This is a genomic window from Kocuria sp. 2SI (assembly GCF_005502825.1).
In the GTDB taxonomy this organism is placed as follows: domain Bacteria; phylum Actinomycetota; class Actinomycetes; order Actinomycetales; family Micrococcaceae; genus Kocuria; species Kocuria palustris.
The window spans coordinates 1-12,938 of record NZ_SCNB01000035.1 but is presented as its reverse complement, the minus strand read 5'-3'; the positions used below and the strand labels follow the sequence as shown (position 1 = coordinate 12,938).

Genomic DNA, 12,938 nt, shown 5'->3' with positions numbered 1-12,938 from the left:
ATCGCCATCCTCGTGGCTCGCTCGCGTAGCTCGTCGGGGTACTTTCGTGGTGCGACCATGCCGCCCATCCTTCCGGGTTATCGATGTCTCCATTAAACCCGGGGCGATTCACCTCCTGCCTGTCCGAAGTCCCTGACATCAACGCCCTCGACGACGGTCCCGCTGCCGTCGGCCACCCCCTCGACGGTGCCGACGTGCGCATACTCGATACCCACGGTGCCCCGGTAGCCGACGGTCACAGCGGAGACGTCGCTGTCTCCGGGCGTCTGGCATTGGGCACCACGCACGGAACAGCCGGCCTCGACCCGCTGCCGACCGTCACGCTCGAGGGCCACCCTTTCTACCTCACCGGGGACACCGGCAGCCTGGACCCGGATTCCGGCCTGCTCATCACCGGGCGCGCCGACCGGCAGCTGAAGATCCGCGGCTTCCGCGTCGACCCGGAAGAAGTCGAGAACATCCTGCGCAGCCACGACGCCATCGGCGACGCCGCCGTACTCGGCGACAGCGAGAGGACCCGGCTGCATGCCTTCTACACGGTCGCCCCAGGACGCCCCGACCCCGGCAGCAAGGCCGCACGGGAGCATGTGAGTGCCGCGCTCCCGGCGCACGCCGTTCCCAATACCGCCACCGTGGTGGACTCACTGCCGCAGACCGCCCACGGCAAGACCGACTACAAGGCCCTGGCCGCCGACCTCGACGCGCGCCCTGCCGAGACCTCAGACACCACCGTCGAACTGGATTTGGCGATCGAGCACGCGGTGGCAGGCATCTGGACCGAGGTCCTTGGCATCGCCCGCCACCAACTCGGGCTGTCCTTCTTCGACGCCGGCGGCACCTCCATCGCCGCTGCCGAACGCGTCGCCCGCACCCGGTCCAGCCTCGGCATCCACGTCCGATTCGTCCGGGCCCTGATCGAGCGGCTGCTCAAAGACCCGTACTTCACCAGCTACTGCCAGGCCGTCGCACACGCCCGCGCCGGAGCCCTCGAAGCAGGCACCGATCCCCGCACCACCATGCAGGCAGACCTGCAACGTTCCATCACTCTCGACGGCTCCGCTCCGAGCACGGACCCGCCGGAACTGGGAGAGACCTCCACCATCCTGCTCACCGGCGCGACCGGCTTCCTGGGCTCGCACCTGCTGCCACGACTGCTCGCTTCGACCCCGGCCCGGGTGGCCTGCCTGGTGCGCGCCTCATCCGAGGACGCCGCACGCCAGCGACTGCGTACCGCCTGGAAGACCTACGGCTCCGCCCCGGACGTTTGCGCCGAGGATGAGGACCGCATCGACGTCGTCCTCGGTGACCTCGCCCAACCGTGCCTCGGGCTGGAGACGACCGACTTCGAGGCGCTGACCGAGCGCACCAACCTCGTGGTCCACTCCGGCGGAACGGTCAACTTCATCTACCCCTATGCGCAGATGAAAGCGGCCAACGTCGATGGCACCTACGAGCTGCTACGACTGGCAGCAACACATGGCATCGCGTTCCACTACGTCTCCACGATGGCCGTCGTCGCCGGCCAGGGCGTCGCCGGTACACGCACCATCAGCGAGAACGCCCCGCTGGATCACCTCGACCAACTCGGTGTCGGCTACGCCGAAAGCAAGTGGGTCGCTGAACACCTGGTCCACGACGCCGCACAGGCGGGGCTGCCGGTGGCCATCTACCGGGCCGCCGACATCTCCGGGCACAGCACCCGGGGCACCTGGAACGCCACCACCGAGATGTGCTGCATGAAGCGGTTCATCCGTGACATCGGTGCCATCCCGCACGCCGAGCTGCCAATGGACTACACCCCGGTCGACGTCTTCGCCGACGCCCTGGTCCACATCGCCACCCACGAACCGGCCACCGGGCAGGTCTACCACCTGACGAACCCGCACAAGGCCCCCATCTCGCTGCTCCAGCAGCGTCTGCAGGCTCGCGGCACCACCGTCACCGAGATCCCCTGGGCGGACTGGGTCGCTCAGATGATCGACCTGGCGGTCACCAACCCCGAACACCCGATGACCCCGTTCGCGCCCCTGTTCATCGACAAGTGCCCCAGCGGACAGATGAGCGTGGCCGAGATGTACCTCGAGGACACGTTCCCCGCCTTCACCCGAACCAACGTCGAGCAGGCCCTGGCCGGCACCGACATCACCTTCCCCGATGTCGACGCCGAGCTGATCGACCGCTACCTCGACTTCCTGGAGCGAAAGGAGTTCCTATGAGTCTCGACTGGACCGCGCTCAGCCGCGGCACCCTCCCAGCCACCGGGCCCGTGGCCTTCGACGCTGACCTGTCAGCATCGAACATCCACGCCGCGGCCTCCCACGGCTTCTACTGCTTCCCCGCCTCCTCCTACGAGGAGACCATGCTCAACGAGATCCGCTACGCCGATGATGCCGACAGCGGCAGCCTCGTCGTCAACGAGCAGTCATCCGAGCCCTACTCGGTCGCCTGGCTCAACCCGGACCCCCGACCCGTGGCAAAGCTGACCACCCGCCGCACCGGACGGACCATGCGCCGCCTCGCCCGACGCCGCGCAGAGTGGCGCACAAGCATCAATGCCGCCTTCGACCAGGTCGTCACCGCCTGCGCCCAGACACACCAGAGCACCTGGATCACCGACACCCTCCACGCGTCCCTACAGGAACTCCATGAGCAGGGGCTGGCCCACAGCTGCGAAGTCTGGCACGACGGAGAGCTGATCGGCGGAGTCTTCGGCCTCCAACTCGGTGCGGTCTTCTCCGCCGACTCCCAATTCACCCTCGTCGAGGGTGCCGGGAAGATCGCCGTCGTCGACCTCATGACACGCTTCCTGCAAGGTGGAGGCCGTCTCTTCGACTTCCAGTACGACTCCCAGCACGCAACGAACCTGGGAGCAACCCCGATGCCTCGCGCCGCCTATCTCGAATCCCTGCATCGGCTCGGCGAGAATCCAGTCCACATTCCCCACGAGCGGCGCTCCGCCGAACACATCGCAGAGTTGGTGACGACATGACAGACCCCATCCAGACCTTTTCCCTCGCCCAGCGCCCGGACTTGCTGCCGGCATTCTTGGACCTGGACATCCCCTGGCCGGCGTTCATCGAACCCACCCGGCTGCTGGTGGAATGGGGCATCCATGCCCATGCCGAGCACCAGCTCATCGTGCTCGACGGCGATACCCCGATCGCCCGCGCCGCCTCTCTGCCCCTGCACTGGGACGGGGAGGCGCAGACGCTTCCGCGCCGCGGTTGGGACGGAGTCATCGAGCAATCGGCGACCGATACCTACAACCGGGCCGAGCTGAACACGCTGTGCGCGCTCGAAGCCGGCATCGACACCGGTTACACTGGCCGCGGCCTGTCCCAGGCCGTCTTCACCGCCTTGCGCGATCACGCTCGCACTGCCGGGTTCGAGTACTTCATCGCCCCGGTCCGCCCCAGCGGCAAGACCGAGTTCCCCGAGATGCCCATCGAGGACTACGTCGAGCGTCGCCGAGACGATGGGCAGCGCGCCGACAACTGGCTGCGCATCCACGAACGGATCGGCGGGCGCATCATCGCACTCAGCCACACCTCCATGACCATCTCCGCACCCCTGGCGACCTGGCGGACCTGGACCACGCAACCCTTCACCACCACCGGACTGACCACCGTCGATGGCGGCATCGCCCCGGTCTACGTCAACGCAGACCTCGACTACGCCGTCTACATCGAACCCAACGTCTGGGTCAGACACCGCCTCACCGACACCCCCGCCGAGGAAGGACAGGGATCATGACGAGCCTCCAAGAACGCGACACCGTCATCCGCCTCATCGGCGGCTACATGGTCTCCGACGCCATCCGCGCAGCAGGACACCTCGCCGTCTTCACCCACCTGGATGAGGCCCCCGGGATGACGCTGGAGGAGCTGGCCACCCGGACCAGCGCACCGGCCGAGCACCTCGCCCGTGTCCTGAACCTGCTGCGCTACGCCGGGCTGATCGAACAGCGCGGGCCTGCGCTGCACAACACTCGCTTCGGGACCGTCCTGGTGCCCGGCAAGCCCGGCTCTTTGGCGGCCTTCGCCGAGAACTTCACCAGCCCCTTATTCCAGCGCGCCTGGGACCACCTCGAGACTTCGGTCCTCACCGGCGAAGCTGGGTTCGACCGCGAATACCACCAGCCGGTCTATGACTATCTCGGCCAGGACACTGCCGCGAACTCCCTGTTCAATCAGGCCATGCAGGAAGAAGCCACCGCCACCGCCGAGTCCGCAGCTGCGCTGACCACCATCGGGGAGGACGAGACCGTCATCGACATCGGCGGTGGGGACGGCACCTTCCTGACCACCGTGCTGCAGAGCGCACCGACGGCGACCGGCATCGTCTTCGACAGCCCCGCCGGGATCGCCGCCGCCAACGACGTCATCACCCGTGCCGGCCTGACCGACCGGTGCACCAGCATCGGCGGAGACTTCTTCGCAACGGTCCCACCGGACGGGACGACGTACATCATCAAGAGCGTCCTCCAAGACTGGGACGACGAGCACGCCCTGGCCCTCCTCTCCACGTGCAAAGAGCAGATCCCGGACGGAGCACGCCTGATCATCATCGGCAACTTCCTGCCCGACGACTACACCGACGAGGCGGCCGTGGGGTATCTGACCGATGTGTGCATGCTCGTCATCAGCGGCGGCCGCGAGCGCACCCTCGCCGACCTCACGGCACTGCTCGATCAGGCAGGGTTCGACACCGCAGAGCTGCGCCACCAGCGGCTCGGACCGCTGACCGCCGTCGAACTGGGACCGCGCCGATGACCACACCGACCCGAGACTACGACCCGAACTCCGTCATCGACCAGATCCTCAGCGGGCACGTCCCCAACCCGGACCAGCCGCACACCCGCACCACGCTGTCACCCGAGGAAGCCCGCTTCGTTGCGCGCATCACCGACTGGTGCTCCCGACAGGATGTGGCAGAGCGCATCGAATCCCGTACCCAGGTACCCGCAGATCTCCTTGAGGAGCTTGCGCAGCTGGGAGCTTTCCGGATCACGATCCCGACTCGCTACGGCGGGCTGGGGTTCTCCGATGCCTGCCTGCTCGCCGTGCTCTCCGTACTCACCTCCGCGCATGCGAGCCTGTGCGAGGTCATCGCCGCTCACCAGGTCATCGGCGCCGTCCGGCCCCTCTTGGAATTCGGCACCGAGGCACAGCGTGACCGCTACCTGCCGCAGCTGACCGAACAAGTCTCGGCCTTCGCGCTCAACGAGCCCGAGCTCGGCTACGGCAGCGGACCCCTGCGAACCACCGCCTTCTTCGATGCCGAGGCGGGCACCTATCGGGTCACCGGCACCAAGACGTGGATCACCAACGCCACGATTGCCACCCACATGATCGTCCTGGTCGACCTCGCCGCCACCAAGGACTCACCGGGCGGGATCACTGCCTTGCTGATCACCGCCGATGACCCCGGAGTCGCGCGTGGCCCCCAGAGCCGCTTCGCCGGCATGCACGGCCTGCCCAACGGCCGACTGGCCTTCGAAGACGCCCGCATCCCTGCCGACCGGGTCATCGGCGGGGAGGGCAACGGCGTCGAGGTCGCCCTGACCTGCCTGAGCCAGTGCCGTGCCGCCCTGCCAGTGGCGGGACTGACGACGATCCTCGCCTGCCTCCAGCAGGCCGTGGCGTGGGCTGGCGAAGACCGGCAGACCCGTCGCGGACTGCACACCCACCCCCAGACCCAGCACCACCTCTCCACCCTAATGGTCGAGGCACTGATCGCCAACGCCGTGACCTGGCATGCCCTCGATGAGCACTGCGCGCCGACCGACAGCGAAGCCGCCAAGCTCATCGTCAGCGAGGCAGCGAACCGCGCGACCGACACGGTGATGCAACTGGTCGGCGGACGCGGCTACGAAACCGCGGCCTCGGCACGATCCCGCGAGGCCACACCCTGGCCCATCGAACGACTCTGGCGCGACACCCGCGTCACCCGCATCTTCGACAGCTCCACCGAGATGCTCAAAGACCTCCTCGCCCAACCCCCGAGCACCACCTCCACGACGGCGCCGACGACGGCCACCGGGGGTATCGCCGAACAGGTGTCCCGCCTGCACCACGCGATCGCCCGCGAGCCCGCCGACCCATGGGTGAGAGCAAGCGCCGTTGACTGCGCTCTGGAGCTGTTCGCCCTCGCTTGCCTGGATCGGTACCGACGGCACCTCGGCGAGGACGACCATGCGGCCACCACGGCATGGGAGACAGCAGCCGAGGAGCTACACCGCCGCATCGACGCCCACCTGCACACCCTCTCCAACCCCTCCCACCTTCAGCGGAAGCGCACACTGGCCACCGAGCTAGTTGTACTGACCGGACACGTTGGTTGAGGAGCGAAACGCGATTCGGTCTCGTCGTGCGGGAGAACTCCTCACCGTCGGACGAGGAGTTCCTGTGATGCGGCGCAGGCTTGGGTGAACACCTTCGGGTCTCCTTGGATTGACGCGCTGACCTGTGCGCCTTCATAGAGCAGGTGCAGCAGGGTCCCCGTGTTCTGGTCGCCACTAGCAATCTGCGTAAATAAGGCCAGCATCCAGGCCTTCTCCGCCCGGATGAAATCGGCGGCCTCATGGTCGCTAGCGCCGATCTCGGCCCATGCGTTGACGAAAGCGCAACCACGGGGGGTGCCGGTCGCCCACTGGGCAGTGTGCCGGTAGACGACGTCCAGGCCTTCGGCTGGGGATGCGCCGGTCAACGCTTCCAGGAGTTCGCCCTGCCAGGCGTGCGCGCGTTGTTGCAGGTAGCAGGCCACCAACCGATCCTTGGATCCGTAGCGCTGGTACAAGGTCCTCTTTGTGGTTCCTGCACGCTCGACGATGCTGTCGACACCGGTGGCTGTGATCCCGCGGTCACGGAAGAGCTCGGCAGCAGCATCGAGGATGCTATGACCGACCGGTGTGGTGTCGACAGGCTCGAAGACCTCAAGGTCAATGTCCATGGTCTCGTCCCCTCAGCTGGCTTGAGTGCACTGACAGTATACCGACCGGTGTGTTTATCTAATCGGATGCGATGGGTCATGTGTGTGGCGTTCGTGGTGGCGTGGAGTTCCGGGTTCGTCGGGGCGACGCTGGCGGACCGGATAGGTGTGGGGACGTGGCCCCTGCTGGCGTGGCGTTATCTGGTGACTGCCCTTGTTCTGCTCGTCGGGTGTTTGCTGGTTCCTTCGCTGCGTCATTCTTTCCGCGCGTTGAGTCGACGCGAGTTGTGGCAGCAGGTCGTCCTGGCCGTCCTGTCTCACGTGGTCTTTCTGGGCGGTGTCTTCCTATCCGCTGGGCAGGGGCTGGATGCCGGCTTGTCTGCGCTGGTGTGTGCACTTCAGCCGCTGATCGTGACCGCGGCGGGACGGATCATCTTCGGCGATCGGGTCCGCATCCTCCAGTGGTTTGGCCTGCTCATCGCCCTGGGCGGCGTCAGCCTGAGCGTGGGAGGCATCAGCACGGCAGGGGCGGGAAGCGTGGGCCTGGTGGCGATGAGCCTGCTGGGGCTGTCCATGGCTTCCCTACTGGAACGCTCGTGGAAGCCCCAGGTGCCAGTGGTGATCAGTCTGACCGTGCAGGTGAGCGTGGCCGCCGTGATCTTCAGCGGCGCCGCCCTCCTGACCGACGGGCTTCGTCTCCAGGTCACGGGGACACTGGTGCTGGCGATCAGCTGGCTGGTGCTCTTGTCCGGCCTCGGTGGCTACGCCACGTTCATCTGGTGCCTCCGCCAGGTGGGAGCCACCACGACCAGCACTCTGCTCTACCTGACTGCGCCCGTAACGATGCTGTGGGCGTGGTCCATATTCGGCCAGCAACCCTCGACCCTGCAATGGATCGGGCTCGCGGTCGTCCTGAGCGGCGTCGGCCTCGCGGCCAGACGCACCAACCGCCGTGAGCAAGACACGGCCTGACCACGGGCTCCAAACCGGGCGGACTCGGTACACCTCGACACCTCGTCAACACCAGGAACAAGTCTTCGATGACCCACACGAATGCAGCTCTCACCCCCCGGCACCGACTGATCGTCGCTCGTCTGGTCGTTGACGAGGGCTGGCCGATCAGTGAAGTGGCCGCCCGCTTCCAGGTCTCCTGGCCGACCGTGAAGCGCTGGGCCGACCGCTACCGAGCCGGCCAGTCGATGCAGGACCGTTCCTCACGGCCCCACCGGTCGCCGAACAAGACCAGCCACAGCACCACGAAGCGCTGCATCCAGCTCCGGCTGCGCCTGCGCGAAGGCCCGGTCCAGTTGGCCTGTCGACTGGGGATCGCCCCGTCCACTGTCCACCGGATCTTGGCCGACGCCCGCCTGAACCGGCTCTCGCACGTCGACCGCGCCACCGGAGAGCCCGTCCGCCGCTACGAGCACGACCACCCCGGCGCGATGCTGCACGTCGACGTGAAGAAGCTCGGCAACATCCCCGACGGCGGCGGCTGGCGCTACGTCGGCCGACCACAAGGCGTCCGCAACCGAGCCGCCACACCGGACAAGCCGCGCAACAAGTGGCGGGACCCGTTGATGGGCAAGGCCTACGTCCACACGGTCATCGACGACCACTCCCGGGTGGCCTACGCCGAGATCCACGACGACGAGACCGCCCTCACCGCCACCGCCGTCCTCGTTCGGGCCGTTGAATGGTTCAACCAGCGTGGCGTCACCGTTGAGCGGGTCCTGTCGGACAATGGAAGCGCCTACCGCTCACACCTGTGGCGAGACACCTGCGCCGAACTGGGCATCGGGCACAAGCGCACCAGGCCGTATCGGCCGCAGACCAACGGGAAGATTGAGCGCTTCCACCGCACCCTGGCCGACGGCTGGGCCTACGCCCGCTGCTACACCTCCGAGACGGAACGCCGCGGGGAACTCGAAGGCTGGCTGCACTACTACAACCACCACAGGCCCCACACCGCCTGCGGCAACCAGCCGCCGTTCTCGCGCTTGACCGGCACCCAGGTGCAGCGAACCTAGTTGGCGATCTGGTCGACCGTTTGGGACTCGATCCCGAGTCCCCGATAGAGCCCCTTCAGGAGGCCTTGGGCTTGTTCGAGCGGCCTGGTGTCCACGCCCTGGACCACCGTGGTCTTGATGTATTCGTCCGCTGTGAAAGTGGGCATTTGATTGAAGACGTCGTTGTTGTTGTAGATGGTCCCGCGAGTCTTGGTCACCCGAAGACCGATCCGCCATGGCCCGGTGTATCCCCAAGTCAGTGACCGGCTTTCGATCAACTGCAGGGTCTGCACTGCCAGTGCTGAGATGAGCCCAGCGAACAGGAACTTCGCCGGTCTTCCTGGCTGGGTCTCGTACTCCGCGGTCCCACCGCCGGACACCACCTCGATGGAGCTGTCGTCCTTCAACAAGACGTGGCAGAGCCCACGCTCGTACTGGCTTCGTACAGGATCGCCATGCGCGGGGATCGACGCATACGCCTCACCCTTGGGGTCGAAGGCCCGATACGTGCAGTCCGGCACCGTTCCGGGCCAGCCACTCGGCCGGATCCCTTGGCGCAGAGCGGCCGAGCCCTGAGGCTCCTCGCTCCGCACCACCGGCACACAGGGTTCGGCCACAAGGTAGATGTGTCCGTTGCCAGTGGGGTGACCCTCGATGTAGTCAACCAGCGGGTCACGAGCCTCCATCCCTGTCAGGCGGGAGAGGAACGCGTCCTCGCCCCGATCACGCTGCAGCAAGAGCCGACGCACCTCTGCATCGTCGAGCTTTCGCTTGCCGTTGCTGCTCCGGCCCCAATAGCTGCCGTCGACCATGTGGGGAGCCAAGGGTGATGGGGGAACCTGGACGACCAGGACCGCCCGGGCGTCATCGTCGGGATGGACCAGTGCAGGCTGGATGGTGGGCGAAAGCGGTGGGTGGATCCGAGTCGCGGACACTTGGGCAATCCGGTCGGCGAGTCCGGCAGTGTCACAGCCGACGACCTCGAAGTCTCTGTCGCGCACCCCGTAGATGAGTAGCCCTCCGTCGACGCTGAGCGAGGCAAGGTCGCGGGCCATCTCCAGATTGGCATCCTTCTTCGCAGTTCCGGCCGGGGTCGCCATCTCCTTCAACTCGCACCAGACCGACTCCTCGAGAAGACCGCCCGCGGCTGCTTCAACGAGTTCCGACCAGGTAGAGAAGGAGACCACACCCATCGCAGGGCCGAGGTACTGCTGAGCCATGCCTGCTCCAATCGCCGCTGACAAGGTCAAGATACCCGGCTGACCAGACGGAGCCAGAAGACATCCTCAGAGATTGAGGCGGAGCCGGCTCTCCGCGATCTGACAATCAATCAACGTGTCCGGTCAGTACAGCTAGTCAACATCCCCCAGACAGGCCTGCCGGGCGCGTTCACCCGTTCCCTCAGCGACCTCGGAGTGCACCGATGACAGCAGCAATCCCGGACGCCGTCCTGGCCGAAAACCCGCTGGCCCGCGCCATCAGCTCCGGCAGCATCACCCCCGGCGATCTTGGCCCGCTGGCGGCTCATCTCGACGCTCTCGTGGCTTCGAACGTCGCCTCCACCCAACTCATGACCGACCGCCACCACAACACCGCGGTCGCGGAGCTCTATACGCTCAGCCACCAGTCCGAACAGGAAGCACACCGCCTCCTGCAACCGTTCGTCAGCGCCCACCCCCGCCCCTCTGAGCCGGCGAGCGGGTTGGACGTCTACGCCATGGCTTACCCCGCCCACATCGCGCGTATCGCCGTCATCGGTAGCCCCTGGGACTATCCGGTCTGCTTCCGCCACCTCGTGCACGCCTCCACGCGCTGCTACCGGCAACTGCGTGAGGTCCTGGCGGAGACCGGGGTGTTCACCGACGAACAGCTTGAGCACTTCGTCTACTTCGGCCACGTCGATGACGCCGAGATCCAGGCGATCGATGCCCTGCTCGCCACAGCACCGCCGGCGGCACTGACACCGGCCCTGGAACTGGCCAGGCACCTTGCCGTCTTCGAAGACCTCTTCTGGCAACGCATGCTCGCCCTGTGCGCCCCGGACCCGACGGACTAAGGAGATACTCATGCCCATCCCGTTTCACACCGCCCCCGTGACCACTCTGCCCAGCAGATCCGGTGCCTGCATGTACGCCAAGACCGAAGAGCTCCGAGACCTCGGCCCCGCCGTGCCCGTCGAACTGCCCGACGGGCTCACCGCATGGTCGGTCGTGCGCGGCGAGACTGTCTCCTATCTGCTCACGCACCCGGACGTCTCTCGCGACGTCACCCGTGCTGTGCCCACCTATGAGAGCGGCGAGGTGCCCTGGCTGGCACCGTGGATCGATCTGCAGAACATGACGACCAAGGACGGTGCCGACCACGCCCGACTGCGCCGGGTCGTCGTACCGTCGCTGACATATCGTCGCATCCAGCGTCTGCGCCCGGCCATCGAGAACACGGTGCGTGGCCTCCTCGACGACCTCGCCCGCCACGTAGGCGACGCCCCGGTCGATGTCCACGCTGCGTACTCCTACCAGATCCCCACCCTGGTCATCTGCGACCTGCTCGGCATCCCCGGGCACCAGCGGTCCGAGGTGCTGCGCGTGTTCCGCCTGGTCGCCCGCACCGACGATCTCAGCGAAGACGAAGCCACCCAGCTCAATTCCGATCTGCTCACCGCCATGCGCACTCTCATCGACGAGAAACACTCCCATCCTGGCGATGACCTCACCAGCATCCTCATCGCCGAGAGTCAGAAAGAGGACGACCCCCTCACCGAGGACGAACTCATCGCCACATTGCTGCTCATGATCGGCGGAGGCAGCCAGACCACCATCAACCTCATCGACCACGCCCTGGCCGACCTCACGGCCTGCCCGCATGCCCGCCACGCCCTGCGACAGGGTGCTGACCCCAGGCCCATGATCGAGGAGTCTCTGCGCAAGGACTGCCCCGTGATGAACCTGCCCATGCGGTGGGCCCTGGCAGACATCGACCTCGGCGACGGCGTCATCATCCGTGCCGGCGAACCCATCTTGCTCAACTACGGCGGGCAGGGCAGAGACGAGAACATCAACCCTGACCCGACACGCTTCGACCCGGACCGGGAGACTCCTGAGCATCTGGCGTTCGGCCTCGGCGTGCACCGCTGCCCGGGCTCGCACCTGGCCATCCTCGAGGCCGAGGTCGCCGTGACCTTGTTCTTCGAAGCCTTCCCCGACGCGGTGGTCGTCGGTGACATCAACGATTACGCCGGACCGACCTTCATCGGCAACGACCTGCTCGAACTGCCCATGCGACTCGGAGCCACCCATGACCGGGCACAGCACTGACCGCGAGATCGTTGCCCGCGCCGCGCGAATCATCCGAGGTGCCGGCTACCTGACCATGGCCACCGCCGCACCGGACTCGGGCCCCTGGGCGGCGCAGCTCCAGTACGCCTGGTTTGCCCATCCGCTGCGACTCGTGGCCGGTTCCGGGGTCACCGCGCAGCACACGCGGCACGTCCTCAGTACGGGAGTCGCCGCAGCGACTGTCTCCACCTTGCCCGGCAGTGCGCACGGTCTTGACGGGCTGCAGATGGCTGGTGACTGCCGCGCGTTGTCCGGTACGGAGCTGGCATCGGTGGTGGAGCCGTTCTACCAGCAGATGTTCGCCGATCCGGCAGAAGCCCAGGCCCAAGCGCTCCCGCTCACACAGCTGGACGGAGGAGGCCCGCAGCGCCTGCTGGAACTGCGCCCGCTCGAGCTCTGGATCCTCGATCTCGACCGATGGGACACGGACGAGATCTCGGCACGGCGGGCTGTTGACATCGAGGCCGTCGAGAGCGCCCTCTCCACACCATCCGCGAGCGATGGAGGTTACTGATCAGCCCGTGTCGGCACGACGACTGCGCTCAGCAGACGTCGGGCCTTGACCCTGAATCTTGGACACGGTGTCATTTCGGTTATGCCGCTTCCGGGAGTGTAGCGGAGGCGGCGGCTTCGTAGGCGTTCGGAGCGATGTTGCCGATCGCGCAGT

The 12,938-nt window shown here is 66.6% G+C and carries 12 protein-coding genes; 10 read left to right on the top strand and 2 right to left on the bottom strand.

All coding sequences use genetic code 11. The features are described 5' to 3' along the window. Positions 1-194: 194 nt before the first annotated feature. The 5 genes from FFS25_RS12845 to FFS25_RS12830 are packed head-to-tail and all read left to right on the top strand — an operon-like array spanning position 195 to position 6,343. Positions 195-2,216 carry a thioester reductase domain-containing protein gene (locus tag FFS25_RS12845; protein ID WP_171004220.1) on the top strand — a complete coding sequence of 674 codons (2,022 nt, stop codon included), beginning with the start codon at positions 195-197 and terminating at the stop codon, positions 2,214-2,216. Next, positions 2,213-2,989 carry a leucyl/phenylalanyl-tRNA--protein transferase gene (locus tag FFS25_RS12840; RefSeq protein WP_137803201.1) on the top strand — a complete coding sequence of 259 codons (777 nt, stop codon included), beginning with the start codon at positions 2,213-2,215 and terminating at the stop codon, positions 2,987-2,989. The genes FFS25_RS12845 and FFS25_RS12840 overlap by 4 nt, the downstream gene beginning before the upstream one ends. Beyond that, entirely contained in the window at positions 2,986-3,753 is a 768-nt protein-coding gene (locus FFS25_RS13480; RefSeq protein WP_171004219.1) for an N-acetyltransferase, read from the top strand. The genes FFS25_RS12840 and FFS25_RS13480 overlap by 4 nt, the downstream gene beginning before the upstream one ends. Then, a complete protein-coding gene (locus FFS25_RS13475) occupies positions 3,750-4,772 on the top strand; it encodes a methyltransferase (RefSeq protein ID WP_171004218.1) in 1,023 nt (340 codons plus the stop codon). The genes FFS25_RS13480 and FFS25_RS13475 overlap by 4 nt, the downstream gene beginning before the upstream one ends. Then, positions 4,769-6,343: an acyl-CoA dehydrogenase family protein gene (locus tag FFS25_RS12830; protein ID WP_137803199.1), complete on the top strand. Its 1,575-nt coding sequence runs from the start codon at positions 4,769-4,771 to the stop codon at positions 6,341-6,343. The genes FFS25_RS13475 and FFS25_RS12830 overlap by 4 nt, the downstream gene beginning before the upstream one ends. A gap of 41 nt (positions 6,344-6,384) precedes the next feature. On the opposite strand, the gene FFS25_RS12825 is transcribed toward FFS25_RS12830, so the two are convergent. Next, positions 6,385-6,951, bottom strand: a complete 567-nt coding sequence (locus FFS25_RS12825; protein WP_094452451.1) for a TetR/AcrR family transcriptional regulator — start codon at positions 6,949-6,951, stop codon at positions 6,385-6,387. A gap of 78 nt (positions 6,952-7,029) precedes the next feature. Between FFS25_RS12825 and FFS25_RS12820 the strand changes: the two genes are divergently transcribed. Continuing rightward, entirely contained in the window at positions 7,030-7,902 is an 873-nt protein-coding gene (locus FFS25_RS12820) for a DMT family transporter (protein ID WP_094452452.1), read from the top strand. A gap of 68 nt (positions 7,903-7,970) precedes the next feature. Continuing rightward, entirely contained in the window at positions 7,971-8,957 is a 987-nt protein-coding gene (locus FFS25_RS12815) for an IS481 family transposase (RefSeq protein ID WP_094452453.1), read from the top strand. Here FFS25_RS12815 and FFS25_RS12810 read toward each other — a convergent pair. Beyond that, on the bottom strand, positions 8,954-10,156 hold the full coding sequence (locus tag FFS25_RS12810) for an AlbA family DNA-binding domain-containing protein (protein WP_137803198.1): 1,203 nt from the start codon (positions 10,154-10,156) through the stop codon (positions 8,954-8,956). The genes FFS25_RS12815 and FFS25_RS12810 overlap by 4 nt on opposite strands. Positions 10,157-10,359: 203 nt before the next feature. On the opposite strand from FFS25_RS12810, the gene FFS25_RS12805 reads away from it, so the two are divergent. From FFS25_RS12805 to FFS25_RS12795, 3 genes are read left to right on the top strand one after another with little or no spacing between them, the layout of a single operon-like run. Next, on the top strand, positions 10,360-10,992 hold the full coding sequence (locus FFS25_RS12805; protein WP_137803197.1) for a hypothetical protein: 633 nt from the start codon (positions 10,360-10,362) through the stop codon (positions 10,990-10,992). A gap of 10 nt (positions 10,993-11,002) precedes the next feature. Further along, entirely contained in the window at positions 11,003-12,250 is a 1,248-nt protein-coding gene (locus FFS25_RS12800; protein WP_137803196.1) for a cytochrome P450, read from the top strand. After that, positions 12,231-12,785, top strand: a complete 555-nt coding sequence (locus FFS25_RS12795) for a hypothetical protein (protein ID WP_137803195.1) — start codon at positions 12,231-12,233, stop codon at positions 12,783-12,785. The genes FFS25_RS12800 and FFS25_RS12795 overlap by 20 nt, the downstream gene beginning before the upstream one ends. Positions 12,786-12,938: the final 153 nt, after the last annotated feature.